The following is a 26,019-nucleotide window of genomic DNA, read 5'->3' as shown; positions in this document are numbered from 1 at the left end:
GGGATGTTTCGCCAAAACGATCCTTATCAATCGTCGGCAAAACATCCCCACAGGTTACTGGCTGGCGGTCTCAATCCCGGTGCGGACGCCGCTTAATTCACTGACCAGCTCGTTGATCCCGTCGCTCATGTTGTTGAAACGCGTCAATGAAGAACGGGTGACCACCACGAAGGCGCCGACGTTGGCCTGCGGGTTCATCGCCATGTAAGTAATAAAGCCGCCGCCGCCGCCGGTCTTCTGAATAATGCCCGGCTGGCCGTTTTTCGGCTTCATGTAGACCCAGCCGAGGCCCAGCGCATCGGCTTTACCCGGCACGTCCATACCGATCACCTTCGTCAGCTGGCTGCGTTGATATATCAGCGTTTGCATCCGGTCCGCCTGCTGCCCACGGGCGAAGAAATCGGAAGAGAGGAACTGCTGCATCCAGCGCATCATATCGCCCGGCGTGGAATAGACGCCGCCGCTGCCGATGGCCGCCAGAGTGTTGTTGCACGGGCTGGCTCCTTTCTCGGGAATCATCAGGCGCCGGCACTGATCCGGCGAAGGCGTAAAGGTGGTGTCTTTCATCCCCAGCGGACGGGTAATCTGCTCTTCAAACAGCTGTGGATAAGGCTTGCCCGCAGCGGTAGAGAGCGCATCGGCGAGTAAATCGAATGCCAGATTGGAGTAGGCGGCCTGGGTGCCAGGAGCGGTTTTCAGCGTTGCGGTGGATAACCAGTTCCAGCGCTGCTGGCGAGTTGGCCAGACAAATACCGGCCGGTGCGCCGCGCCGCCGGGCTGCTCGCGCGGCAGGGCACTGGTATGGGTCGCCAGATTCACCAGCGTGATAGGCGCCCCCTGGTAAGTCGGCACCCGCGCACCCGGCGGAGCATATTTGCTTAGCGGATCGTTGAGCTTAACCACGCCCTGATCGAGAAGTTTGACCAGCATTTCGCTGGTCATCAATTTGCTGATAGAGGCAATGCGGATCACCGAATCGAGCTGCGGGTGCTCATTATTGCCCGGGCGCGTCTCGCCGAAGCTGCGGAATACGCGCTGGTTTCCGTCGATAACCACCAGCGCCATACCGACTGCGCCGCTGCCGTAGTAGATATGGTTAGCGTAACGATCGACCACATCAGCGGCGAATTCCGGGTCGACGCTCGGCTGTGCGGCCTGGACCGATGTCAACGACGCCGCGCACAGCGCAGCAAAAATGAGCAGACTACGTTTCAACGGGAGCATCCATCATGATGAAGAAAAAATATAGAGCGTATTTATACTACGAAGCGCCGCCGTGCAAAGCGCTAATAGCACGATTCTGTGCGGAAAAACGTAACCTGGCGTAAAAAATCCTTTTTTTGCTTTCGGATAGCGGCATTCACCTGCGGGCGCGTATGATGATCGTTTTGGCTAAAGAGGGGTGGCAAGAGAAGATGGCGGCGAAACGGGTAGTGATGGTAGTGGATATGCAAAACGGCGTTTTCGCGACGCCGCGAGTTGAGCGCGAGCGCTGCGCGGCGCAAATTAACCGCCTGATTAACGCTGCGGACACCGTAATTTTCATTCAGCACTGCGAAGCGGGCGGCCTCGAAGAGGGGAGCGAAGGTTTTGCTTTGCTCCCCGAGCTGATCCAACCCGCAGGCTCCCTATACGTGACTAAGACCGCCTGCGACGCCTTTTACCGTACCCGTCTGGAAGAGGTGCTGCGCCAACATCACATCACGCAGTTTGTGATTTGCGGCTGCGCCACCGACTACTGCGTGGATACCACCATCAAAAACGGCGCCAGCCGGGGCTACGCGATTACCGTCGCGGAAGATGCCCACACTACCGCCAACCGTCCAGCGGCGCCGGCCGTCACGCTGATCGCCCACTACAACGATGTGTGGCGTTCACTGACCGTTCCCGGCAATCCTTTACAGGTGAAACCGACAGAAACAATTCTTAGCGGATGGCAGGCGAACTAAGCTGCTGATATCCGGTCTCATCATCCGCCCACTTTGCTTCGCTGCGACGGCTTTGCGGCGGGCGCTTTTGTGGTACACAGCACAGCAAAACGAAAAAGAAGTTAGCAGGAGAGCAAGATGTTTAAATCCTTTTTCCCCAAACCGGGGCCGTTTTTTATTTCTGCCTTTATCTGGTCGCTGCTGGCGGTGATCTTTTGGCAGGCGGGCGGCGGCGACTGGCTGCTGCGGGTCACCGGCGCATCGCAGGATGTGGCGATTAGCGCGGCGCGCTTCTGGTCCCTCAACTACCTGGTGTTCTACGCCTTCTACATATTCTGCGTGGGCGTTTTCGCCCTTTTCTGGTTTATTTACAGCCCGCACCGCTGGCAGTACTGGTCGATCCTCGGTACCTCGCTGATTATTTTCGTTACCTGGTTTCTGGTCGAGGTTGGGGTGGCCATTAACGCCTGGTATGCTCCGTTCTACGATCTTATCCAGGCCGCGCTAGCAACGCCGCACAAGGTCAGCATTAACCAGTTCTATCATGAAATTGGCATCTTCCTCGGCATTGCGCTAATCGCAGTGGTGATCGGCGTGATGAACAACTTCTTCGTCAGCCACTACGTCTTCCGCTGGCGTACCGCGATGAACGAACACTATATGGCGCACTGGCAGCATTTGCGCCATATCGAAGGCGCCGCGCAGCGCGTGCAGGAAGATACCATGCGCTTTGCTTCCACGCTGGAGAGCATGGGCGTCAGCTTCCTTAACGCGGTGATGACCCTTATCGCCTTCCTGCCGGTGCTGGTAACGCTCTCCGCGCACGTCCCGGATTTACCGATTGTCGGTCATCTGCCTTACGGCCTGGTGATTGCCGCCATCGTCTGGTCGTTAATGGGTACCGGCCTGCTGGCGGTCGTTGGGATCAAGCTGCCCGGCCTGGAGTTCAAAAACCAGCGCGTTGAGGCCGCCTATCGTAAAGAGCTGGTTTACGGCGAAGATGACGCTAACCGCGCGACGCCGCCGACGGTGCGTGAACTCTTTGGCGCCGTGCGCCGCAACTATTTCCGCCTCTATTTCCACTATATGTATTTCAATATCGCCCGTATTCTGTATCTGCAGGTGGATAACGTTTTCGGTTTGTTCCTGCTGTTTCCGTCGATTGTTGCCGGTACGATTACGCTGGGCCTGATGACTCAGATAACCAACGTCTTTGGCCAGGTTCGCGGTTCGTTCCAGTACCTGATCAGCTCATGGACTACACTGGTTGAGCTGATGTCTATCTACAAACGTCTGCGCAGCTTCGAGCGCGAGCTGGATGGCAAAGAGCTGCAGACCGTGACGCAAACATTAAGTTAATCAACGCAAGGATGAACCATGCCGGTAGCGCAATCCAGAATCACTTCTCTCACCCTGACGCTACTGGCAGGGATTGTCCTCAGCGCCTGCTCCAGCAAACCGGAGCCGGAGCTGAAAAAGGGCGAAAAGGCGATTGATGTCGCCGCGGTAGTGCGGCAGAAAATGCCCGCCAGCGTGAAGGATCGCGAAGCCTGGGCGCAGGCCATCGCCAAAACCTTTGCCAGTCAGAAGCTGGCGCCGACGGAAGAGAACGTCTGTTCGGTGCTGGCGGTGGCGCAGCAGGAATCCAACTATCAATCTGACCCGGCGGTGCCGGGGCTGAATAAAATCGCCTGGCAGGAGATAGACCGCCGGGCGGAAAAAATGCACATTCCGGTTTTTCTGGTACATACCGCGCTGAAAATTAAATCACCCAACGGCAAAAGCTATAGCGAACGTCTGGATAGCGTGAAAACCGAAAAGCAGCTGAGCGCGATTTTCGATGATTTTATCGGCATGGTGCCGATGGGACAGAAGCTGTTCGGCTCGTTGAACCCGGTGCATACCGGCGGCCCGATGCAGGTCAGCATTGCTTTCGCCGAGCAGCACACTGACGGCTATCCGTGGAAAATCGACGGTACCGTGCGCCAGGAGGTGTTCAGTCTGCGCGGCGGTCTGTGGTTTGGCACCTATCATCTGCTGAACTATCCGGCGAACTACAGCGTACCGCTGTACCGTTTTGCTGATTTTAACGCCGGATGGTACGCCAGCCGCAATGCCGCCTTCCAGAATGCCGTCTCTAAAGCAACGGGCGTGAAGCTGGCGCTGGATGGCGACTTAATTCGCTACGACAGCGACGAGGCGGGAACCACCGAACTGGCGGTGCGCCGCTTATCCTCCCAGCTGGCGATGAGCGATGACGAGATCCATCGTCAGTTAAAGAAAGGTGACACGCTGGCGTTTGAAGAGAGCGATCTTTATAAACAGGTATTTCGCATCGCCGATAAGAAAGCCGGTAAAACGCTTCCGCGGGAAGTCCTGCCGGGTATACAGCTTGAGAGCCCCAAAATCACCCGTAATCTGACCACCGCCTGGTTTGCCAAACGCGTTGACGACCGACGGGCCAGCTGTATGGCGCGCCGCTAACGGCGGCTGCGCCAGCGGAAAATCAGCCCTGATATGCCAATTAACAGGCTGGCCGCCACGAAGGGAATCAGGCCAAACAGGGTGCCGACCAGCAGGCCAATTTCGACCCGGGGGCGGCTACTGTCCTGCATCTGAATCAAGTGCTCAAGAACGCCCGGCGCGTGGATTAACATGCTCAGCATTTGCGCGCCGGCCCAGAAGCAAAACAGCACAAACAGAGCATAGGCGATGTTGCTGCTGGTAATAGCGCTCCTCTTTTTGCCGCCGTTGACGGTCTTTGCAAAGGTGAACTCAGCCATATTGACCTCCGGACTTCGCTTTCTTGCCGATTTTTTACTTCGGCTACATACGAGTCATTCTGGCAACCCCGGGGGGATTCCAGTATCAGATTGCTGGTAATTTCCGCCCAGGAATATTCCTGATTTCATCGGCTTGTGAGTTTGCTACAAATTTGTGAAATTTAGACCGCTATCGCAATGTGCGACAATTCTCCACGCGGCTGCAGACCGGCGGTGATGGCTATGCGAAGATGCTTTTTTTGTTGTCGGAGTGGTTATGAAACTCACTGAAAAAATCCGCCGCGACTGGCACTACTATGCGGTTGCCCTGGGGTTAATTTTTATTATGAATGGCGTAGTCGGGCTGCTGGGGTATGAAACCGAAGGCTGGCGTTCATACGCGGTTGGGCTGGTGACGTGGGTGATTAGCTTCTGGATCGCCGGTTTTATTATTCGCCGCCGTCCGCCAGAGGAAGCGTAAAGCGGAGGTGGTGAACCCGTAGCCCGGGCAGGCGCTTGCGCCGCCCCCGGGGAGATAACCTGAAGCCGTGTTGGATGTGGTTTCCCGGAGGCGATGCTGCGCATCTGTCCGGGCTACCGGCCCGGTAAGGCACCAGCCGCCACCGGGCGATACCTTGATTAATTCATCGATGTTTTCAGCGCCCGATCGGCGGCGTGACGCTCCAGCGCCAGTTCAATCAGGCGGCTAATCAGGCTGGTGTAATCCAGGCCGCTGGCCTGCCATAGCTTCGGATACATGCTGATGTTGGTGAAACCCGGCAGCGTATTGATTTCGTTAATCACCACGTCGTTATCGGCGGTCAGGAACACATCGACGCGCGCCATGCCGCTGCAGCCGAGGGTCTGATAGGCACGAACGGCGATCTCGCGAATTTTATCGTTTACATCGCTGTCGATGGCCGCCGGAACCACCACTTTCGCGCCCTGATCGTCAATGTACTTGGTGTCATAGGCGTAGAATTCGCTGTTGAGGACGATTTCACCGCAGGTGCTGGCCTCGGGATTATCGTTGCCCAATACCGCGCACTCGATCTCACGCCCTTTAATCCCCTGTTCGACCACCACTTTATGGTCAAATTCGAAGGCCAGGGCGACGGCCTGCTGATACTGCTCTTCGCTGTTGACCTTGCTGACGCCCACCGAGGAGCCCTGGTTCGCCGGTTTAACAAACAGCGGCAGGCCCAGCTTCGCCTGCACCTCGGCAAAGCTTACCTGATTCCTGTTAGCGCGGGTCAGGGTAATAAAAGGGGCAATCGACAGCCCGGCATCGCGCAGCAGACGTTTGGTGACGTCTTTGTCCATGCAGGCGGCGGAGCCGAGGACGTCGGAGCCGACGAAGGGCAGGTTAGCCATCCGCAGCATACCCTGCAGAGAACCATCTTCGCCAAGAGTGCCGTGAACGATCGGGAAGATGACGTCGATGGCCGCCAGCGGCTGGCCGCTATCGGCGTTAATCAGCTGCTGCGCCTCGCGTCCGGGAATCTGCGCCAGCGTAATATCGGACGGGCGCAGGGCAATATGGGCAGGATCCTGCGGATTGAGCAGATAGTTACTGGCGTCGTTAATATGCCATTGCCCCTGCTTATCAATCCCCAGCAAAACTACGTCGAAGCGCGTTTTATCGATCGCTTCCACGATATTTTTCGCTGACTGAAGCGACACTTCATGTTCTGCCGACTTACCGCCGAAAACGATCCCAACCCTCATCTTAGCCATTTCAACTTCCATCATGATTACATCAAAGGGCATAACATAGCATGTGAAAGAGCCCCCTGGCTGCCATAATATTCACCGGGTAAAGCATTGGGAGGCGGCGCGTGAAAGGAAAAGGTCTTATCGTTCTGTTGGCGCTGCTGGCGGCCGGATATTACGGCTATCGTTATCTTCCCGCACAGTACAATCCATTCGCGCCGCTGCGCCTGGAAGACCCCCCGGGACTCCTCAGCCACTATAAACTGCGGCGATTAACGCCCGCCGAGTGCGCTGGCCTGCTTGAGGAGGCCAACCGGCGGAAGCTCATTTCCAGCCAGCCGGTGGCCGATAGCGGAGGAGCGTGTCCTCTGCAGAATGTGGTTCGGGTGCGTGATTTTGGCACGGTGAAGCTCAGCAGCAGCTTTCTTGCCAGTTGTCCGCTGGCGTTGAGCAGCGCGCTATATCTGCAACAGCAGGCGAAACCGTTGACTCGCCAGATGCTGGGGCAAGAGCTCCGCCAGATTGACCATTTTGGCAGCTATGCCTGCCGTAATATTTACCATCGCCAGAACGCGCGGCGCAGTGAGCACGCTACCGCGGAGGCGCTGGATGTCAGCGGCTTTCGTCTGTCCGATGGCCGACGCGTCAGCGTGCTGAAAGGATGGCCTGATGCGCAGTATCACCCCTGGCTGCAGGCGTTACTGGCCGGCGGTTGCCGCTATTACGGCAACGCTTTAGGGCCGGACTATAACGCGGCCCATGCCAACCATTTTCACTTCGGGATGCGCGGCCAGGGTTTCTGTTTCTAAGCATAACTCACTGTACACCACGATTTTCACCACGAAATCATTCACAACAGGGCTATATGGTGTCATAAAACACTAAACTCACCTCTGGCGCATCTCTGGTAGTACGGCGGATCGGGGAAATTGCTAAGCTAGGTAATAATTGCCAAAAAATTAATGAATACGCGTAGTTATGGAATCCTGGAAGGTTAATCTTATCTCCGTCTGGTTTGGCTGTTTTTTTACCGGACTGGCTATCAGCCAAATTCTCCCCTTTTTGCCGCTGTACGTTTCTCAACTCGGCGTAACCTCGCACGAAGCGTTATCCATGTGGTCTGGGCTGACCTTCAGCGTCACCTTTCTGGTGTCAGCGATCGTCTCGCCGATGTGGGGCAGCCTGGCCGACCGCAAAGGGCGCAAGCTAATGCTGCTGCGCGCCTCGCTGGGGATGGCCATCGCCATTTTACTCCAGGCCTTTGCCACCAACGTCTGGCAACTGTTTATCCTGCGTGCGGTGATGGGGCTGACCTCCGGCTATATTCCTAACGCTATGGCGCTGGTGGCGTCTCAGGTTCCGCGCGAGCGTAGCGGCTGGGCGCTGAGTACACTTTCAACGGCGCAAATCAGCGGCGTGATCGGTGGGCCGCTGCTCGGCGGTTTCCTGGCTGACCATGTCGGTTTGCGCGCGGTCTTTATCATCACTGCTGTTTTACTGACCGTGAGTTTCCTGGTGACGCTGTTTCTGATCAAAGAGGGCGTCCGCCCGCAGATGAGTAAGGCGGAGCGGCTGAGCGGTAAGGCGGTGTTTGCCTCGCTGCCTTATCCGGGTCTGGTAATCAGCCTGTTTTTCACCACCCTGGTGATCCAACTGTGCAATGGTTCAATTGGCCCGATTCTGGCGCTCTTTATTAAGTCGATGGCGCCGGATAGCAATAACATCGCCTTTCTTGCCGGCATGATCGCCGCCGTACCGGGCGTGTCGGCGCTGATTTCGGCTCCCCGTCTGGGGAAACTGGGTGACAGGATCGGCACCTCGCGGATCCTGCTGGCGACGCTATGCTGCGCGGTGGTGATGTTCTTTGCCATGTCGTTCGTCACAACCCCATTCCAGCTTGGTGTGCTGCGTTTTCTGCTCGGTTTTGCCGATGGGGCAATGCTGCCGGCGGTGCAAACGCTTCTGCTGAAATACTGCAGCGACAGCGTGACCGGGCGGATTTTTGGTTATAACCAGTCGTTTATGTATCTTGGCAACGTAGCCGGTCCGTTAATCGGCGCATCGGTCTCGGCCATGGCCGGCTTCCGCTGGGTGTTTATCGCGACGGCGGTTATTGTCCTGATCAATATCTGGCAGCTGGCCATCATGCTGCGTCGCAGCCGTCGTACAACGGCTTAATCCCTTCTCTTCTCCTTCGCCGGTATTGACATCACAGCGTCAATGCCGGTCGCCGACCGCCTTCAGCTTCAAATGTATTACCGATCACAAAACGATCATTTTCTCCTCTCATCCTCTTCTATTATTAACTGTTACGCGTATACAGTTACGCGTAACAGTTATCTAAAAAAGAGGTTTTATGCGAAATTTATTCGATTTGACAGGGAAGCGCGCGCTGATCACCGGGTCTGCTCAGGGGATAGGCAATTTGCTGGCCGGCGGCCTTGCGGAGTATGGGGCAGAAATCATCATCAACGATCGGACTCAGGCCCGCGCGGACCAGGCGGCGCAGGCGCTGGTGGCGCAGGGCTTCCGCGCGGTAGGGTACGCATTTGATGTCACTCAGGCGACGCAGGTCGAGCAGGCGATAGCCCGCATCGAAGCGGAGGTCGGCGCCATTGATATTTTAATTAATAACGCCGGGATTCAACGACGTTTCCCTTTTACCGAGTTTCCGGAGGAGGAGTGGGATAACGTTATTGAGGTCAACCAGAAGGGCGTTTTCCTGGTTTCGCAGCAGGTGGCGAAATATATGATCGGCCGCCGCGCCGGGAAGATAATTAATATTTGCTCAATGCAGAGCGAGCTGGGGCGTAAAACCATTACGCCTTATGCGGCCTCGAAAGGGGCAGTTAAAATGCTGACCCGCGGCATGTGCGTTGAGCTGGCGGAATACAATATTCAGGTTAACGGTATCGCACCGGGATATTTTGCCACCGAGATGACCACCGCCCTGGTCAACGATGAGGCGTTTTCCGCCTGGCTGTATCAGCGCACCCCGGCGGCACGCTGGGGCAAACCGGAAGAATTGATTGGCGCCGCGGTGTATCTGGCTTCTTCAGCGGCAAACTTTGTTAACGGTCATTTGTTATTCGTGGATGGCGGGATGCTTGCCGCCGTCTGAATCACTTCACGTCCTTCGAACCGCATGCGCGCACGCACTGCCTGAAGGACGGATTATTAAACCCGTGTGATGGTATTCAACACCTGAGGATGGCTTATGCAAATGCTCGCGAAATTACCCGTGCGTCGCTGGTGGTATTTAATGCCGATTATATTTATTACCTATAGTCTGGCCTACCTTGACCGCGCAAATTATGGTTTTGCCGCTGCGGCGGGAATTGAAAGTGATTTAGGGATTACGAAAGGAACGGCATCGCTTATTGGCGCACTATTTTTTCTCGGCTATTTCTTTTTCCAGGTGCCCGGTGCGATATATGCGGTAAAACGCAGCGTGCGAAAAATGATTTTCTTCAGTCTTATTTTATGGGGATTTTGCGCGGCGGCGACCGGGTTCGTCAGCAATATTCCGATGCTGATGGCGATTCGCTTTACGCTGGGCGTGGTCGAGGCGGCGGTGATGCCGGCAATGCTGATTTATATCAGTAACTGGTTTACCAAAACCGAACGTTCACGCGCCAATACTTTCCTGATCCTCGGAAATCCGGTGACGGTGCTGTGGATGTCGATCGTTTCGGGCTACCTCATTCAGGCGTGGGGCTGGCGCGAGATGTTTATTATCGAAGGCATTCCGGCGGTGCTGTGGGCGGTATGCTGGTGGATTCTGGTGCGCGATAAACCGTCCGAGGTTTCCTGGCTGAATGAGCAGGAAAAAGAGACCCTGCAGAAGGTGATGGACAGCGAGCAGAGTCATATCAAGCCAGTGCGCAACTACGGTGAAGCGCTGCGCTCGCGCAATGTCATTATGCTCTGCGCGGTCCATGCGCTGTGGAGCATCGGTGTGTACGGCTTCATGATGTGGATGCCGTCAATTCTGAAAAACGCCGCGCAGATGGATATCGTGGCGGTGGGCTGGCTGGCGGCGGTGCCGTACCTGGCGGCAATCATCCTGATGCTGACGGTTTCCTGGCTGTCGGATAAGTTTCAGAATCGAAAGCTGTTTATTTGGCCATTATTACTGATTGCCGCTATCGCTTTCTTTGGTTCGTGGATGGTGGGCAACCAGGCGTTCTGGCTCTCTTACCTGCTGCTGGTGATTGCCGCGGCGTGCATGTACGCGCCCTATGGCCCGTTCTTCGCGCTCATTCCTGAACTGTTGCCGCGTAACGTCTCCGGGGTATCGATGGGCCTGATCAACAGCTTCGGCGCGCTCGGCGCTTTCCTTGGAGCGTGGCTGGTGGGGTATCTGAACGGTATTACCGGCGGACCGGGGGTATCCTATACCTTTATGGCTATCGCGCTGTTGTCCTCCGTCGTGCTGATGTACAACGTGCGCGCTAACCCACAACCCGCCACCTCCTCGGTGACGGCAAAAAAGGTCGCCGGTTAACATAAACCGCCGCTGCTGTGGTAAGGTTCTCTGCAAGGACATAAGTCGTTTGTCGTAGAGAACCTGATGAAAAACAACCGGATGACATTGCAGGATATCGCCAACCTGGCGGGGTTGAATAAAATGACGGTCAGTCGTTATTTACGCGACCCCGGTCAGGTTTCCCAGCGCAGCCGTGAGCTGATTTCGAAGGTCATGGAAGAGAACAACTATATTCCTAATCGGGCGCCGGAAATCCTGCTTAATGCCCGCAGCAAAACGATTGGCGTGCTCATTCCCTCTTTTCGCAATCAGATTTTTGCCGATGTGCTGGCCGGAATCGAATCCGTCACTTCCGCTCACCAGTACCAGACCCTGATTGCCAACTACGAATACGATCCGCAGCGTGAAGAGCGCGAGGTGCTTAACCTGCTCTCTTATAACATTGACGGGCTGATTTTGACCGGAAAACAGCATAGCGATCGCATGGTGCAATACGTCCGCGCCAGCGGTATTCCTGTTGCTGAACTGATGGATTTTGGCGGTCAGCAACTGGATATCCAGGTAGGTTTCGATAACGAAAAGGCGGCGTGGGACATGACGAACGCCTTTCTTGAGAGCGGTAAACGGGCGATCGCCTTTTTTGGTTCAATGGACGATCCCCGCGATTTAAGCCGCTTTCACGGAACCGAACTGGCGCTGGCGGCCCACGGTTTGAAGCCCTATCATATGGCGCCGCGCACCATCTCCTCGGTTGCGCTTGGCCGGCAGATGTTTCTGCAAATGCAGCAGGTGCGGCCGGATATCGATGCAATCTTTTGTACCAACGACGATCTGGCGGTAGGCGTGCTGCTGGAGTGCCAGGCTCAGGGAAAAACCGTCCCGCAGGAGATGGCGATTGCCGGTTTTCACGGGCTGGAAATTGGCCGCGCCCGGCTGCAAAAAATCGCCAGCGTCATTACCCCACGTTATGAAATCGGTAAAACTGCGAGCGAAATACTTATTGCACGTCTGGCCGGAAAAGACGCGCCGGACAGCGTTAATCTGGCCTACCAGATATATTATGGCGATACGTTATAGTTATCGATAGAATAGCGATATTCCATTTTATTCTTATTTGTTAAATTTGGTTATGTCGCTTATTAATCCGTCATTGAGTCATTTCCTGGATGGCGGGGTGTAAAGAGCAAAACGTTTCGCTTGTTATTCATCGATGAGCCGATTCATTTTAAAAAAATAATTGTGGCAACCGACGGCTAATGTATGACATAAATAGCAGACTACGGACCTCGCATAAGGATAAAGCGCTGTGAAGAATCTCATTGCTGAGCTACTGGTAAAACTCGCCCAAAAGGAAGAAGAATCGAAGGAACTGACGGCCCAGGTCGAGGCGCTGGAAGTGGTGGTCACTGCTCTGCTGCGCCATATGGCGCAGGACGCCCAGCAGGCGCTCATCAGCGATATCGAGCAGGCGATCGACGAGGCCAGCCCCGGCCCGCTGGTCGATGACCGCGATACCCAGCTACTGCAGCAATATATAAAAAAGCTGTTACGGCATCCTCGTAGTTAGTTTCGTGACAAGGTATGGATGCTGTCATTTTACTGTCACATCGCTTTTATACAGTCTCCCTCGTTTTGTTTTTTAAAGTATTTTTTACATGGAGACGATAAAAGTGAAATTAAGCGCCCTGTTTATTGCCCTGCTACCTCTGCTGGGCTCCCCGATTATTCACGCAGAAACAACAACCGCACCGGTTCTGGAAAATCGCGCCGCCCAGGGCGATATCACCACGCCGGGCGGCGCGCGTCGTTTAAGCGGCGATCGGACCGAGGCGCTGCGCGCTTCGTTAATCAATAAACCGGCTAAAAATATTATTTTGCTGATTGGCGACGGGATGGGGGATTCTGAAATTACCGCCGCGCGAAATTATGCAGAAGGGGCGGGCGGATTTTTTAAAGGGATTGACGCGCTGCCGCTGACTGGCCAGTACACCCACTATTCGCTGGATAAGAAAACCGGCAAGCCGAATTATGTGACCGACTCCGCCGCTTCCGCTACCGCATGGACCACCGGCGTAAAAAGCTATAACGGCGCGCTGGGCGTCGATATCCATGAAAAAGATCATCAGACTATCCTTGAGCTGGCGAAAGCGGCGGGTTTAGCCACCGGTAACGTCTCAACGGCGGAACTGCAGGACGCGACGCCGGCTGCGCTGGTGGCGCACGTCACTTCGCGTAAATGCTACGGCCCGAGCGTGACCAGCGAAAAATGTGCCAGCAATGCGCTGGAAAAGGGCGGGAAAGGTTCCATTACCGAACAGCTGCTGAACGCGCGTCCCGACGTGACGCTGGGCGGCGGAGCGAAAACCTTCGCTGAAAGCGCGACGGCCGGCGAATGGCAGGGCAAAACGCTGCACGAGCAGGCGGTGGCCCGCGGCTACCAGATCGTTACCGATGCCAGCTCATTGGCCGCCATTAGCCAGGCAAATCAGGATAAACCGCTGCTCGGTCTCTTCGCGGAAGGCAATATGCCGGTGCGTTGGGAAGGCCCAAAGGCGTCTTATCACGGCAATATCGATAAGGCGGCAGTAACCTGTACTCCGAACCCGAAACGCGATGCATCGGTGCCGACGCTGGCGCAGATGACTGAAAAAGCCATCGATCTGCTGAGCAGCAATGAGAAAGGCTTCTTCCTGCAGGTGGAAGGCGCTTCCATCGATAAACAGGATCATGCGGCGAATCCGTGCGGCCAGATTGGCGAGACCGTCGATCTGGATGAAGCGGTACAGAAGGCGCTGGAATTTGCCAAAAAAGAGGGCAACACCCTGGTTATCGTCACCGCCGACCACGCTCACGCCAGCCAGATTATCCCCGCCGATACCAAAGCGCCGGGCCTGACGCAGGCGCTGAACACCAAAGATGGCTCGGTGATGGTGATGAGCTACGGCAACTCTGAAGAAGAGTCGATGGAGCATACCGGTACTCAGCTGCGTATCGCCGCCTATGGCCCGCATGCGGCTAACGTGGTGGGCTTAACCGATCAGACCGACCTGTTTTACACCATGAAAGCCGCACTTAATCTGAAATAACCGGACGCCGGTGATGAATTTTCGTTACCGGCTGGTTTTTTCTCCATCAGCGACCAGACTTACAGTGTTCCACTCATAGAGGATGGTGCGATGAAAATAACATTACTTGTGACCCTACTTTTTGGCCTGGTATTTATGACAGCGGTGAGTGCCGCGGAAAAAGAGTTGACCCCTCAGCAGCAAAAGATGAGCGTCTGCAATAAAGAAGCATCAGCGAAGTCGCTAAAAGGGGATGAGCGTAAAACGTTTATGAGCAGCTGCCTGAAGAAAGAGGGCGCGGCCCAGGACGGTAAGGGGTTAACGCCTCAGCAGCTAAAAATGCGCGAGTGCAACGGTCAGGCGACCCAGCAGTCGCTGAAAGGTGACGATCGCAGCAAATTTATGAGCGCGTGCCTGAAAAAACAGGTGTAGAAAATGAGCGGGTGAGGGATACCCCACCCGCTGTCCGATGTGGATATCAGGAACGGCTCAGCTGCTCTGATTTTTCCATGCATTTCGCCATGGCTTCGATAACGGCGGAACGGAAACCCTTCTCTTCCAGCACGCGCACGGCCTCGATCGTCGTGCCGCCCGGCGAGCACACCATATCCTTCAGCGCGCCCGGATGTTCCCCGCTTTCGAGCACCATTTTGGCCGAGCCCATCACCGCCTGGGCTGCGAATTTATATGCCTGAGCGCGCGGCATTCCGCCGAGTACGGCGGCATCAGCCATTGCTTCGATAAACATAAAGACGTAAGCCGGCGCGGAGCCGCTGACGCCTACCACCGGGTGGATCATCGGCTCAGCAATAATTTCCGCCTGGCCAAAGCAACGGAAGATGGTCAGGATATCCGCGGTCTCTTCGGCGCTAACCAGCGCGTTTGGCGTAACCGACGTCATGCCCGCATTAACCAGCGAAGGCGTATTGGGCATCGCGCGGACTATTTTACGATCGTGGCCCAGAGCGCGCGCCAGCTGGTCGAGGGTGACGCCAGCGGCAATGGAAACCACCAGAGAGTCTTTATTCAGGCTGGAGGCAACGTCGCTGAGAACTTTCACCATCACGCCCGGCTTAACGGCGCCAAAGATAATATCCGCTACCTGAGCCACTTCCTGCGCGCTTTGCGCCGCATTTATGCCGTACTGGTCGTGCAGGGCCGCCACTTTATCCGGCGACGGGGTGTAGACCCAGATTTGTCCCGGCTGAACCTGTCCGCTGGCGATCAGGCCGCCGAGAATGGCCTTGCCCATGTTGCCGCAGCCGATAAAGCCGATTTTCTTCTCCATCACCAATCCCCTTGTTTGTTTTATCGTTAGCGACATAGCTTATCATCTTGTTGCTTTCGCGGAAGGCCAAAGCAGGCGACAATACGTTATCTCTTTTTCATCGACAGGAGCCGCAATGGCTATTTGGGTTGATGCGGACGCGTGTCCGAACGTCATTAAAGATATTTTGTTCCGCGCCGCCGAGCGTACGCAAATCTCGCTGACGCTGGTCGCTAACCAGCCGCTGCGCGTCCCGCCGTCGCGCTTTATTCGCACGCTGCGCGTGGCGCAGGGTTTTGACGTGGCGGATAACGAAATCGTACGTTTATGTGAACCGGGGGATCTGGTGATTACCGCCGATATCCCGCTGGCGGCGGAAGTGCTGGCGAAGGGTGGGGCGGCGCTGAACCCGCGCGGCGAACGCTACAGTGAGGCGACGATACGCGAACGCCTCACGATGCGCGATTTTATGGAAACGATGCGGGCCAGCGGCGTGCAGACCGGCGGCCCGGATAGCTTATCCCAGCGCGATCGACAGCAGTTTGCCGCCGCGCTGGAGAAATGGCTGCTGGACGTCAAGCGCCAGCAGGGTTAAACCCAGCTGTCGTCGTCGCTGCCGAAATCATCGTTGCCAAAACCGGCGTCGAAGTCGGCATCATAGTCGTTGTTGTCGGCAAGGAACTGACTGTCATCCTGGCGGAAGGTATCGTCAGCGACGCTATTGTCCTGCGCCTGGCTGAGATCCGGCTGCGGTTTCTCTTCGATGATATTAACGATCTCCTGCGGATGCGAGCCGCTAAACATATTGGTGAGCATGTTTCCCAGCACCACCCCGCCCGCAACGCCCGCCGCCGTTTGCAGCGCACCGGCCATAAAACCGCCGCCGCTGCGGGCGCCCTGAGGCGCATAGCTCTGCTGTTGCGTCTGCGGAGCATACTGAGGCTGGACGCTGGCCTGAGGGCGACCATACTGCTCGGCCCCAGGAATGGGATCGGAACCGCGAGACTGACCGCCGCCAAACAGACCAGAGAGAAAGCCACCGCTGCTCGGCTTCGCAGCCTGCAGCTGGCTGACCTGACTTTCCAGCGCCTGGATCCGCTCGTTGAGCTGCTTGATTGCCGCTTCCTGAATCAGAATCGTTTGCGCCATATAGTAAGGGGCGAACGGTTGTTCTTTAATGTGCCCGGCAATCCGCTCCTCGGCGCTGGAATCGCGCGATGCGCTGCGGCTCTCGGCCTCTTTTAACCGGGAAAACAGTCCATCGATAAGGCGTTGCTCTTCAGATTGCATACTACATACCTCTGTCATACTGATTGATTAGCCTCAGATTCGCTCCGAAGCACGGATGTTGTAAATATGTGGCTGCGTAAAGCTGTGCAGAAATGTGTTACTGTTTACGCCAGACTGCGAACAAAAAATAACTTTTGTACAAAAGTAAAGCTGGCATAACACCACGTGCAATGATAAGTTTACATTTAAAGTCCTTTCTATTACTAAGGTGAAAGGGTTTGCAGATGGTGTGTAACGTTTATTTTACGGTTATCGTCGGGTAAGTTTGCGGTACCATTGTTTCTCTTTTCGCTTTCATTTATCCGCAAAACGCGGAACCAAGGGGTCTTCGGTAATGACACAGCTAATTTTTCTTGTCGGGCCTCGCGGCTGCGGTAAAACGACGATCGGTCATGCGCTGGCGGAAGCTCGCGGTTTCCAGTTTGCCGATACGGATCATGAGCTTCAGGAGCATGAACAACGCAGCGTGGCGACTATCGTTCAGCAGGAAGGCTGGGAACGCTTTCGCGCTCTGGAAACGCAGGCGCTGGAACGCGTCGCTCAACCCGCAACGATCATCGCTACCGGCGGCGGCATTATTCTCAGCGAATACAATCGTCAGTTTATGCGGGAAAATGGCGTCGTGATCTATCTTGAGGCCACGGTTTCTGCCCTTATTGGTCGTCTTGAAGCCTATCCGAAGGCGGAACAGCGCCCTACGCTGACCGGAAAGCCGATCCGCGATGAAGTGGGGGAGGTGCTGGCACAGAGGGAAGCGCTGTATCGGGCCGCCGCGCATCATATTATCAACGCGACCGTCCCGCCGGATGAAGTCGTTGAACAGATTATGACGACCGTCTGCGGTGAGACCTATACCAGTTAAGACTTTACCTGGGGTAAACGGATCGGCAGCGCCTATACTTTAAATCTCTTAAGGTAAAAAAAGGAAATGCTATGCCGACCAGACCTCCATATCCAAGGGAAGCGCGCGTTGTCGCTGTTGAGAAAGGCCCCGAGGGGCAAACGGTGACCTGGTACGAACTGCGCGCTGACCATCCGACGCCTGACTCGCTTATCAGTGAGCACCCTACAGAACAGGAAGCGCTGGACGCTAAACGGCGTTACGAAGATCCTGATAAGTCATAATTCCCCAATAAATGTCCGGGATTCGCTCTGAAAAAGTCGTAACCGGGCATATATCACATTTTTAATTAATTAACAGTACTAATGATTAACTAAGATACGGATTTTCAGGAGCGTTTTAAGCGCTTCTGGAATCTTTACATTCCATATTAGCCGTAACCTGCTACGCTTCACGACGGTTGATTTTGGTCACCAGGGGGCAGAAGTCGTAAATAGAAGCCTGTTTTGAAACAGCGGTTGTGACAAAGGTAAATGATATGAGTAGTGCATCGATGGCAATTTTGACCATTGGGGTGGTACCGGTGGCGGAGATGTTGCCGCTTTTAACTGAACATATCAGGGAAGATCAGATCAATCACATTAGCCTGTTAGGCAAAATGGCGCGCGAAGAGGTTATGCGCGATTACTGCGTGGAACCCGGCGATGAAGCGCTGTTAACCTTGCTCAATGATAATCAAATCGCGCAAGTCTCGCGGCAGAAAGTTGAACGTGATTTACATAGCGTCATTGCGATGCTCGATAAACAAAATTACGACCTTATTTTACTGATGAGTACCCATCCTTTTAGCGGATTTAAAGCAAATAATGCAATCCTGCTCGAGCCGCAAAGGATCATTCCGCCGCTGGTCGCGTCGATTGTTGACGGCCATCAGGTGGGAGTAATTGTTCCGGTGGAAGAGATGCTGCCGCTGCAGCGGGATAAATGGCAGGTGTTAACGCATACTCCTTTTTATGCTATCTGCAGTCCGGTTAACGGTAGTAAAGAACAGCTGCTGGCCGCGGGCAGGGAGTTGATTGAACAAGGCGCTGACGTATTAATGCTGGATTGTCTTTGTTACCACCAGCAGCATCGCGATATATTACAAAAAGCGCTGGATATTCCGGTTTTATTGTCAAATATACTGATTTCACGGCTGGCGGCAGAACTATTAGTTTAACCTGTTGTAACACGTTAATTTTACGTGACAGGGGCAAGGAGCGCCCCCTATATTGTGCCTTCAACACAAGATCATAAGGGCGAGTTTATGCTTCAAAGCAATGAATACTTTGACGGAAAAGTAAAATCCATTGGCTTCACCAGCAGCAGCACCGGTCGTGCGAGCGTGGGCGTTATGGCGGAAGGGGAATACACCTTCGGGACCGCGCAGCCGGAAGAGATGACCGTAGTCAGCGGCGCGCTGAACGTTCTTCTGCCGGGTGAAACCGAGTGGAAAGTCTATGCTGCCGGGGAAGTATTCAACGTTCCGGGGAATAGCGAGTTTAATTTGCAGGTGGCTGAGCCGACCTCTTATCTGTGCCGCTATCTGTAACGTTCGTTTCCTTCCTGCGCAGGCAGGAAGGAATTTACCCGATTAGCGCTGCGCTTCGCCGCCTAACCCTTCTACCAGATTCTGAATTAGCGCGGCCAGTTCGCCGGTCATCAGAATAAAGTCCGCGTCAAAGCGCTGAGCGAAATCTTCCCGGTCGATATCTTCATTCTGGTCCCGCAGCTCGTCGCAGAACTTCAGACGTTTAATCGAACCATCATCGCACATTAAGAACTGAATGCGCTGCTGCCAGTCGAGCGCCAGCTTGGTGACGACCTTACCGGCTTCAATGTGCACGGCGATCTCGTCGCTGACCAGATCCTGTTTTTTCGCGCGGATCACGCCGCCATCTTCCAGCATCGCTTTCAGCTCGGCTTCATCCAGCAGCTGGAAGCCCTGAGCCACGGTACCGGAACGCACCCACTCGGTCAGCGTCAGTTCGATCGGGGTTTCCAGCGCCAGCGGAACAACCGGCAGCGAGCCCAGGGTTTTACGCAGCAGCGCCAGCGTATCTTCCGCTTTTTTGGCGCTGGCGCAGTCCACCATGATCAACCCGTTGACGGTATCGATCCACATCATGGTCTGGCTGAAGCGGCTAAAGGCGCGCGGCAGCAGGGAATGAAGCACTTCATCCTTCAGCGAATCTTTTTCCGTTTTTTTCAGCTTACGGCCCTGTTCGGCTTCCAGCTTGAAGATCTTTGCTTCCAGCGCCTGTTTGATCACCGGAGACGGCAGGATCTTCTCTTCTTTACGCGCGCAGATAACTATCTGGCCATTTGCCGTATGGGTCAGCGCATCACTGTGCGAGCCCATCGGCGGAACCCAACCGGTTTTGGCCATATCCTGGCTGCCGCATGGGGTAAATGTCAGCTCGGCCAGCTGTTTTTCCATCTCCTCGGCGCGCAGGGAAATGTCGCGGCTGAGACGATAAACCATTAAATTTTTGAACCACAGCATGATAATTTCCACGGCTTTGTCGTTAAATCCAGCGGGCATGATAGCGAATTGTCGCTATGCTTGCATTGTTAATCGGGAGAGGAATTCACAGTGCGCATTGGGATTGATTTAGGCGGGACCAAAACGGAAGTCATCGCGCTGAGCGACCAGGGAGAGCAGCTATTTCGCCACCGCCTGCCTACGCCAGGGGGGGATTATCGCCAGACGATAGAGACGATAGCCTCGCTGGTCGAGATGGCCGAGCAGGCTACCGGGCAGAGCGGCACGGTCGGCGTCGGCATCCCCGGTTCGATTTCGCCTTATACCGGCGTAGTTAAAAATGCCAACTCAACGTGGCTCAACGGCCAGCCGTTTGATAAAGACCTTTGCCAGCGTCTGCAACGTGAAGTGCGTCTGGCCAACGATGCCAACTGCCTCGCGGTGTCGGAAGCGGTCGACGGCGCGGCGGCCGGGGCGCAAACGGTATTTGCAGTCATCATTGGCACCGGCTGCGGTTCAGGTGTGGCGCTTAACGGACGCGCCCATATTGGCGGCAACGGCACGGCGGGCGAGTGGGGACACAATCCGCTGCCGTGGATGGATGAGGATGAACTGCGCTATCGCGCTGAAGTACCGTGCTACTGCGGTAAACAGGGCTGTATCGAAACCTTTATCTCCGGCACCGGCTTTGCGACCGATTACCAGCGCCTGAGCGGTCAGCGGCTACAGGGCAGCGAGATTATGCAGCGCGTCGGCGAGCGGGACCCGGTAGCGGAACTGGCGCTGAGCCGCTATGAGATGCGGCTGGCGAAGTCGTTGGCTCACGTGGTCAACATTCTCGATCCGGACGTCATTGTGCTTGGCGGAGGAATGAGCAACGTTGATCGTCTCTATCAAACGGTGCCGAATCTGCTAAAACCATGGGTATTCGGCGGTGAATGCGAGACGCCGATTCGCCGGGCGGTGCACGGGGACTCCAGCGGCGTGCGCGGCGCAGCCTGGCTGTGGCCGCTGTAATCTTCAACCCGCTGCGCGGCCTGAACGGTTCAGCGGGTACCCTGCGGATTATCGGTCCGGGATCTCTTCCAGGCTGTAGTAAATCGACAGCCCCATTTTTTTGCCCTCCTCAATATCCAGATCCGCGCCGCGAGATTCGCCCGGCAGGCGTAAAATAGCGTCACAGCGGCTAATTAACCGGTGGGCGACGGGGTAGAGATACGCTTCGCTAATCTCATCGCCAATTTGCGTGGAACCCGCGGCTTTGGCTATGGGCAAAGCCAGCCATTCGCCGACGACCGGAATATGACCTTTTTTGTACACGCTTAGCGCAACCTGGGCCATGTTGTTCAGGTTCGCTTCGATTAATTCCGGACGATTCTGGGTACCGCTGCGTACCGGGCCGGCGATCAAAATAAGTAACTTTTTCATTTTTCAGGACCTTCTTGATGCGTTGCAGGAGAATGTAGGGCAATGCAGTTGCGGCCATCCTTTCCCGTAACATGCTTTGCCAGTGCGAAAGCTAAATGCACGAATTTGCACGAATTGAGCGTTTCATGAGAATGAATTGACATTTACGCGTATGAAGCTGCCTGTTAATTACCGAATTAGAAAGTAATGTTAACGTATCATGCGAATTCGTGCATAATCAAGATAAGTCGTGATTTGAGAGCTGAGAGGAGATTGATGACCCCCTGTCGGGAGGAGGTCATCAGGGATGAAAAGGATGAAGAAAGTTACTCGACGGCGAAGGTTTTATCCAGGCGGCTATAGCCCAGCCCGTTGATCTTTTTAACTTTAATTTGCACCGGAATGCGCTCTTTCATCGCCTCGACGTGGCTGATGACGCCGATAATCTTGCCGCTGGCGTTGAGCGCGTCCAGCGCATCCAGCGCGGTATCGAGGGTTTCGCTATCCAGCGTGCCGAAGCCCTCATCAAGAAACAACGAGTCTATCCGCGTCTTATGGCTCACCAGGTCGGAGAGCGCCAGCGCCAGCGCGAGGCTTACGAGGAAACTCTCGCCGCCGGAGAGGGTCCGGGTGTCGCGCACCGCGTCCGCTTGCCAGGTGTCGACCACTTCAAGCTCCAGGGCATCGCTGGCTTTACGTTGCAGCAGATAGCGACCGTGCAGGCGATTAAGCTGGTGGTTGGCCAGCCACACCAGATTATCCAGCGTCAGGCCCTGGGCAAATTTACGGAATTTATCGCCCTCCCTGGAGCCGATAAGCGAGTTCAGCCATCCCCAGTCTTCCACTTCCTGCGCAGTGCGCTCCATCTGCTGGCGTAAAGCGTGCTGACGCTGCTGGTTTTCTGCATTCTGTTTCAGCTGCTGGCGAATCTCTCCCTGACGGGCGCTGTTTTCCCGCAGCAGCGTCGTTAGCTGCTGAAGCTGTTCCTGCACCTGCTCAAGAGACTGGCTGAAGTCCATTTCCGCCGGCGGCTGCCGGCTGTGGTTATCGAGCGCTTCGCGAGCCCGCAGCGCCAGCGCCTGATTCTGCTGTAGCCTGCTCTCCAGCGTCTGTTTCAGGTTTTCGAGACGCTGGCGCGTTTCCTCATCAAGCAGCGCGTCGAGAAATGCCTGCCGGTCCGCGAAGGGGCTGGCGGCCAGCGCTGCGCTGAACTGCGCTTCGCTCTCTTTCAGCTGAGCCTGCTGCTGGCTCTCCTGCTGCCCCAGAGTTTGCCACTGGCTCTGGAGCGCGAGGCAGTCATCGTGTACCTGACGCCAGCCGTCGAGCGGTGCGGGTTCTGCTGCTAAGTCCGTTTCTGGTAAGGTCTCCAGAAGCGGGGTCAGCTGCTGGAGCTGTTCCTGCAGGGCGAGCAGTTCATTCTGTTTGGCCTGCCAGTTGCGGGTCTCTTCTTCCCGCTGCGCCAGCCAGCTCGCGGTCTGCTCTGCAGCCGGTAGGCTCAGGCTAAAGGCGCTCAGTTCGGCCGCCAGCGCGGCGCTGCGCTGCTCTTGTTCCTGCTGTAGCTGCTGAAGCTGCTGCTGGCACTCCAGCTGCTGAGCCTGCCAGGCCAGACGCTGCTGATGCTGATAGAGCCGCTGTTCATGCTCCTGCTGCGCATTTATCCAGCCCGGAATATCATCCTTTGGCGTCAGGTCGATATTTAATCCGCCGATCGTCTCCTGCCAGCGTGATGTAAGCGCTTGCTCCTGCTGCAGAAGCGATGCTTTCTCAGCCGCCTCTTTTTGCTGATGCTTAATCAGGGCGTCCAGCTCGCCGCGCACCAGGGCGCCAGCCTCCGCCAGCTGTTTAACTTCGCGCTCCAGCGCATCGCGCCGCGCCTGATTAACGCCGGGAACCAGCGCCTGATATTCGGCGACGGCCGGATGCTGCGCGGAACCGCAGAGCGGACAAGGGGTACCGGGCTGCAGGCGAGCACGCTCGGCCTCAAGACCGGCAATGCGCGCTTCCATTTCGCACAGGGCTTTCACATCGCTCAGCTGCTGATTCTTCTCTTTATAAGCCTGACGGCGCTGAGTCAGCATCGCTTCCAGTTTTTCCTGCTCCTGCTTTGTGGCCTGCCCGGCGGCGTTGAGCTGCATCAGGCGCTGGCCCAGAGGCTGAAGTTGACTATGTAGCGCTGAGAGCTGCTGGCGCAGGGCGCGAGCAGCGGCGTGCTGCGCCAGCCCGGCGCTGACCTGTTCGGCGTCCAGCGTGAGCCCGGCGGGCGGCAGGTCTGCCAGTCTGCGACGGGTTTCCGCCAGACGTTGCTGCAGGGCGGCTTGCTGCTGGGTATCGCGAGTCTGCTGCTGGAAAGCCGCCCGCCAGCCCGCCAGCGCATTGCCCAACCGCTGAAAACGGTCATGCTCTTTTAGCCATGCGGAGAGCGTTTGCTGGTGGCTCTGCAGGCGTTCAGACTGCTGGCGGGCAGCGAGGCGAATCCCCGCTCGCCGCCGCAGCCTTTCATGTAAGCGAGTATTTACTTCTTCTCTCAGGCGACGGGTTTGCGCCAGCGCGGTGGTTTGTTCCTGCTGACGCGTCCACTGTGGACGTAAGTGCTCTGCAGGCTGGGCATTCAGCAGCACGGTCAGCTGCGGCTGCGCCTGCTCCAGCGCAGATTGGGCTTCGCGTAGCGCGCTCTGCGCCTGCAGATCTTCTGCTGTCAGCTCTGCGCGGCGTACCAGCCACTGACGGGCATTTTGCAGACGGCTTTGTTCGCTAACCTTCTGTTTTTCTTCATCAGTAAGCGCTTGCAAACTTTGCTGTAGCGCCTGCTGCTGGTCGTCGCTTAGCAGCAGGACGCCGGAAGCCTGAGCCTGGATTTTCTCCAGCTCGACGCGGGCCTGCTTATGCTTTTCAAAGACCTGCGCGGAAATCTGGCCGTAAATTTCGGTACCGGTCAGCTCTTCCAGCAGCTCGGCGCGCTCTTTCGGTTTAGCATTCAGGAAGGCGGCGAACTGCCCCTGCGATAGCAGCATCGAGCGGGTGAAGCGGCCATAGTCCAGGCCGGTGAGCGAGGCGGTCATTTCCAGCTTGTCTTTGATCTTATCGGCGAGGATTTTGCCATCCTCGCAGCGCGCCAGCTCGACGCGCGGCACCTGCAGGTTGCCGTCCGGCTGGTTTCGCGCCCGGTTCTGACTCCAGAAGGCGCGATAGGCGATGCCTTTGACTTCGAACTCCACTTCCGCCAGACATTCGGCGGTGTCGCGAGTCATCAGATCGTTTTGTGATTGCGACACGCTGCTCAGGCGCGGGGTTTCGTGATAGAGCGCGAGGCAGATAGCATCCAGCAGCGTGGTTTTTCCGGCGCCGGTCGGCCCGGTAATCGCGAACAGACCGTTGCTGGCGAACGGCTCAGCGGTGAAATCAATTTTCCATTCACCTTTCAGTGAATTGAGGTTTTTCAGGCGTAAGCTGAGTATTTTCACAGGCGATCCTCACCGTTCAGGCTATGCAGCGTTTCATTAAAAAGCTGTTCCAGGCGCTGCTGCTGCGCGGCTTCCAGCGTTTCCAGCGCCAGACGGCGGGCAAAGACATCCTCCACCTGCAGTTCGCTGAGGGTCTCTCGCTGAGCGCCGGCCAGAATGCGGTTGCGCTGGGCGCGACTGCGGCGCACCAGCAGGACTTCCACCGGCAGCGTTTCGGTCTGCGCCTGAATTTTACGCTGGATATCATGCATATATTCGTCGCTGGTGATTTCGATATCCAGCCACACTGCGGGCTGCAGGGCGCTATCCTGCCATTGGTTTAGCTGCTCGCTAATGCTGGCGAAATCGCCCTTTAGCACCGCCAGCGGCTGGGTGACGGGAACGATAAGCGGCGTGACATCCGCCAGACGCCCGTGGGTAAAAGTGACCAGATTGACGCTTTTATTTTTCCCTGTTTCATCAAAGCTCAGCGGGATGGGGGAGCCGCTGTAGCGGATATGCTCGCAGCCGCCCACCACCTGCGCACGGTGAATATGGCCGAGCGCAATATAGTCGGCAGGCGGAAAACGGCTCGCCGGAAAGGCGTCCAGCGTACCGATATAGATTTCGCGCACCGCGTCGCTTTTGCTGGCGCCGACGGTGGTTAAATGGCCGCTGGCGATAATCGGTAGCGCCCGGTCGCCGCGCAGTTCGCAGGCCTGCTGGTACTGCTGCTGGTAATAGTCGCTGATGGCGCTCAGGAGCTGCTGCTGCTTTTCGCCGCTGGAGTGCCCGGCCTGGCTGGTTACCAGTTCACGCGGGCGCAGGAACGGCACCGGGCAAAAAATCGCCCCCGGCGAACCGTCGCGCAGCGGCAGAATAAAGGGGGCGTGGCCGGCATTGGCCACGACCGTGGTTTTCAGGAACGCAAGAATGTCTCGCGACTCGTTGAGGGTGGCGACCGAATCATGGTTGCCCGCCAGCACCACCAGCCGACAGCCGGTTTGCTGCAGCTGAACGACAAACCGGTTATACAGCTCGCGCGCGTAGCTCGGCGGGGAGCCGGTATCAAAAATATCGCCCGCGACAATAATGGCATCGACGTCATGTTCCTGCGCGCTGGCCAGCAGCCAGTCGAGAAACGCCTGATGTTCGGCGGCGCGACTTTTACTGTAAAAATTTTGCCCAAGATGCCAGTCAGAGGTATGAAGGATGCGCATAGTTGTTCCATAGCGTAAAAGCGAAAGCGGCATTATATACCCGTCATCCTTCAAGTTGCTTATGCGTTGGCTA

At 56.1% G+C, this 26,019-nt stretch carries 27 protein-coding genes; 18 read left to right on the top strand and 9 right to left on the bottom strand.

From position 1 onward, the window contains the following. Positions 1–54 precede the first annotated feature (54 nt). Positions 55–1,215 carry a D-alanyl-D-alanine-carboxypeptidase/endopeptidase AmpH gene (gene ampH, locus ABLV11_RS01470; RefSeq protein WP_016808633.1) on the bottom strand — a complete coding sequence of 387 codons (1,161 nt, stop codon included), beginning with the start codon at positions 1,213–1,215 and terminating at the stop codon, positions 55–57. Between the two features lie 221 nt (positions 1,216–1,436). On the opposite strand from ampH, the gene ABLV11_RS01465 reads away from it, so the two are divergent. The 3 genes from ABLV11_RS01465 to ABLV11_RS01455 all read left to right on the top strand — a co-directional run bounded on the left by ABLV11_RS01465 (position 1,437) and on the right by ABLV11_RS01455 (position 4,412). Continuing rightward, the gene (locus ABLV11_RS01465; RefSeq protein WP_163529402.1) at positions 1,437–1,949 is read left to right on the top strand and encodes an isochorismatase family protein; all 513 of its coding nucleotides are present in this window, start codon (positions 1,437–1,439) and stop codon (positions 1,947–1,949) included. 117 nt (positions 1,950–2,066) lie between these two features. Then, positions 2,067–3,287 carry a peptide antibiotic transporter SbmA gene (gene sbmA / locus ABLV11_RS01460; protein WP_004099371.1) on the top strand — a complete coding sequence of 407 codons (1,221 nt, stop codon included), beginning with the start codon at positions 2,067–2,069 and terminating at the stop codon, positions 3,285–3,287. 18 nt (positions 3,288–3,305) lie between these two features. Then, a complete protein-coding gene (locus ABLV11_RS01455; protein ID WP_004099373.1) occupies positions 3,306–4,412 on the top strand; it encodes a DUF1615 domain-containing protein in 1,107 nt (368 codons plus the stop codon). Here ABLV11_RS01455 and ABLV11_RS01450 read toward each other — a convergent pair. Further along, a complete protein-coding gene (locus tag ABLV11_RS01450; protein ID WP_004099375.1) occupies positions 4,409–4,711 on the bottom strand; it encodes a DUF2755 family protein in 303 nt (100 codons plus the stop codon). The two genes, ABLV11_RS01455 and ABLV11_RS01450, sit on opposite strands and share 4 nt — an antisense overlap. 256 nt (positions 4,712–4,967) lie before the next feature. Here ABLV11_RS01450 and ABLV11_RS01445 point away from each other — a divergent pair, with 256 nt between their 5' ends. Then, positions 4,968–5,171 (top strand): DUF2754 family protein, encoded by a 204-nt coding sequence (locus tag ABLV11_RS01445; RefSeq protein ID WP_004099377.1) that lies wholly within the window; start codon positions 4,968–4,970, stop codon positions 5,169–5,171. A 158-nt stretch (positions 5,172–5,329) separates the two neighbouring features. Here the strand turns inward: ABLV11_RS01445 and ddlA are convergent, their stop codons facing one another. Next, positions 5,330–6,427, bottom strand: a complete 1,098-nt coding sequence (gene ddlA, locus ABLV11_RS01440; RefSeq protein ID WP_004110961.1) for a D-alanine--D-alanine ligase — start codon at positions 6,425–6,427, stop codon at positions 5,330–5,332. A gap of 101 nt (positions 6,428–6,528) precedes the next feature. Here ddlA and ABLV11_RS01435 point away from each other — a divergent pair, with 101 nt between their 5' ends. The 8 genes from ABLV11_RS01435 to psiF all read left to right on the top strand — a co-directional run bounded on the left by ABLV11_RS01435 (position 6,529) and on the right by psiF (position 14,389). Further along, complete coding sequence (locus ABLV11_RS01435) at positions 6,529–7,212, top strand: extensin family protein (RefSeq protein ID WP_126488585.1); 684 nt, start codon at positions 6,529–6,531, stop codon at positions 7,210–7,212. Positions 7,213–7,381: 169 nt separating this feature from the next. Then, positions 7,382–8,581, top strand: a complete 1,200-nt coding sequence (locus ABLV11_RS01430; RefSeq protein ID WP_004099381.1) for a multidrug efflux MFS transporter — start codon at positions 7,382–7,384, stop codon at positions 8,579–8,581. Between the two features lie 178 nt (positions 8,582–8,759). Next, positions 8,760–9,524, top strand: a complete 765-nt coding sequence (idnO, locus tag ABLV11_RS01425; RefSeq protein ID WP_004099382.1) for a gluconate 5-dehydrogenase — start codon at positions 8,760–8,762, stop codon at positions 9,522–9,524. A gap of 96 nt (positions 9,525–9,620) precedes the next feature. Beyond that, complete coding sequence (locus ABLV11_RS01420) at positions 9,621–10,910, top strand: MFS transporter (RefSeq protein WP_004110963.1); 1,290 nt, start codon at positions 9,621–9,623, stop codon at positions 10,908–10,910. Between the two features lie 66 nt (positions 10,911–10,976). After that, positions 10,977–11,969, top strand: coding sequence for a substrate-binding domain-containing protein (locus ABLV11_RS01415; protein WP_004099384.1), 993 nt, complete (start codon positions 10,977–10,979; stop codon positions 11,967–11,969). Positions 11,970–12,198: 229 nt separating this feature from the next. Beyond that, positions 12,199–12,459 carry an anti-adapter protein IraP gene (gene iraP, locus ABLV11_RS01410; protein ID WP_004099385.1) on the top strand — a complete coding sequence of 87 codons (261 nt, stop codon included), beginning with the start codon at positions 12,199–12,201 and terminating at the stop codon, positions 12,457–12,459. 88 nt (positions 12,460–12,547) lie between these two features. Next, on the top strand, positions 12,548–13,978 hold the full coding sequence (gene phoA / locus ABLV11_RS01405; RefSeq protein WP_024273826.1) for an alkaline phosphatase: 1,431 nt from the start codon (positions 12,548–12,550) through the stop codon (positions 13,976–13,978). Between the two features lie 90 nt (positions 13,979–14,068). Beyond that, positions 14,069–14,389 carry a phosphate starvation-inducible protein PsiF gene (gene psiF / locus ABLV11_RS01400; protein WP_004099387.1) on the top strand — a complete coding sequence of 107 codons (321 nt, stop codon included), beginning with the start codon at positions 14,069–14,071 and terminating at the stop codon, positions 14,387–14,389. A 46-nt stretch (positions 14,390–14,435) separates the two neighbouring features. Here the strand turns inward: psiF and proC are convergent, their stop codons facing one another. Further along, on the bottom strand, positions 14,436–15,245 hold the full coding sequence (proC, locus tag ABLV11_RS01395; protein ID WP_004099389.1) for a pyrroline-5-carboxylate reductase: 810 nt from the start codon (positions 15,243–15,245) through the stop codon (positions 14,436–14,438). Positions 15,246–15,360: 115 nt separating this feature from the next. On the opposite strand from proC, the gene ABLV11_RS01390 reads away from it, so the two are divergent. Next, entirely contained in the window at positions 15,361–15,819 is a 459-nt protein-coding gene (locus tag ABLV11_RS01390; protein WP_004099390.1) for a YaiI/YqxD family protein, read from the top strand. Here ABLV11_RS01390 and ABLV11_RS01385 read toward each other — a convergent pair. Then, positions 15,816–16,514, bottom strand: a complete 699-nt coding sequence (locus tag ABLV11_RS01385) for a DUF2076 domain-containing protein (RefSeq protein ID WP_004099391.1) — start codon at positions 16,512–16,514, stop codon at positions 15,816–15,818. The genes ABLV11_RS01390 and ABLV11_RS01385 overlap by 4 nt on opposite strands. Before the next feature lie 334 nt (positions 16,515–16,848). Here ABLV11_RS01385 and aroL point away from each other — a divergent pair, with 334 nt between their 5' ends. From aroL to ppnP, 4 genes are all read left to right on the top strand, one after another. Further along, positions 16,849–17,376, top strand: coding sequence for a shikimate kinase AroL (gene aroL, locus ABLV11_RS01380; protein ID WP_004099392.1), 528 nt, complete (start codon positions 16,849–16,851; stop codon positions 17,374–17,376). Between the two features lie 71 nt (positions 17,377–17,447). After that, positions 17,448–17,639, top strand: a complete 192-nt coding sequence (gene yaiA / locus ABLV11_RS01375) for a protein YaiA (protein ID WP_004099393.1) — start codon at positions 17,448–17,450, stop codon at positions 17,637–17,639. A 254-nt stretch (positions 17,640–17,893) separates the two neighbouring features. Beyond that, positions 17,894–18,574, top strand: a complete 681-nt coding sequence (locus ABLV11_RS01370; RefSeq protein WP_029496867.1) for an AroM family protein — start codon at positions 17,894–17,896, stop codon at positions 18,572–18,574. A gap of 87 nt (positions 18,575–18,661) precedes the next feature. Beyond that, a complete protein-coding gene (gene ppnP, locus ABLV11_RS01365) occupies positions 18,662–18,946 on the top strand; it encodes a pyrimidine/purine nucleoside phosphorylase (RefSeq protein ID WP_004099395.1) in 285 nt (94 codons plus the stop codon). A 42-nt stretch (positions 18,947–18,988) separates the two neighbouring features. On the opposite strand, the gene rdgC is transcribed toward ppnP, so the two are convergent. Further along, positions 18,989–19,900 carry a recombination-associated protein RdgC gene (gene rdgC / locus ABLV11_RS01360; protein WP_004099396.1) on the bottom strand — a complete coding sequence of 304 codons (912 nt, stop codon included), beginning with the start codon at positions 19,898–19,900 and terminating at the stop codon, positions 18,989–18,991. Between the two features lie 90 nt (positions 19,901–19,990). Here rdgC and mak point away from each other — a divergent pair, with 90 nt between their 5' ends. Next, positions 19,991–20,896, top strand: coding sequence for a fructokinase (mak, locus tag ABLV11_RS01355; protein ID WP_004110967.1), 906 nt, complete (start codon positions 19,991–19,993; stop codon positions 20,894–20,896). Positions 20,897–20,944: 48 nt separating this feature from the next. Here mak and ABLV11_RS01350 read toward each other — a convergent pair whose 3' ends face one another. The 3 genes from ABLV11_RS01350 to sbcD all read right to left on the bottom strand — a co-directional run bounded on the left by ABLV11_RS01350 (position 20,945) and on the right by sbcD (position 25,946). Next, positions 20,945–21,307 (bottom strand): NUDIX hydrolase, encoded by a 363-nt coding sequence (locus ABLV11_RS01350; RefSeq protein WP_105889782.1) that lies wholly within the window; start codon positions 21,305–21,307, stop codon positions 20,945–20,947. 305 nt (positions 21,308–21,612) lie between these two features. Then, positions 21,613–24,747, bottom strand: coding sequence for an exonuclease subunit SbcC (sbcC, locus tag ABLV11_RS01345; protein WP_126488587.1), 3,135 nt, complete (start codon positions 24,745–24,747; stop codon positions 21,613–21,615). Beyond that, the gene (gene sbcD, locus ABLV11_RS01340) at positions 24,744–25,946 is read right to left on the bottom strand and encodes an exonuclease subunit SbcD (protein WP_017146527.1); all 1,203 of its coding nucleotides are present in this window, start codon (positions 25,944–25,946) and stop codon (positions 24,744–24,746) included. Before sbcD ends, sbcC begins: the two co-directional genes overlap by 4 nt. Positions 25,947–26,019: the final 73 nt, after the last annotated feature.

This window comes from Klebsiella sp. GW_Kp181 (genome assembly GCF_040062315.1).
GTDB classification, from domain to species: Bacteria; Pseudomonadota; Gammaproteobacteria; order Enterobacterales; family Enterobacteriaceae; genus Klebsiella; species Klebsiella oxytoca.
Note: the sequence above shows the minus strand (reverse complement) of the source record. Positions and strands in the feature narration are given on the sequence as shown.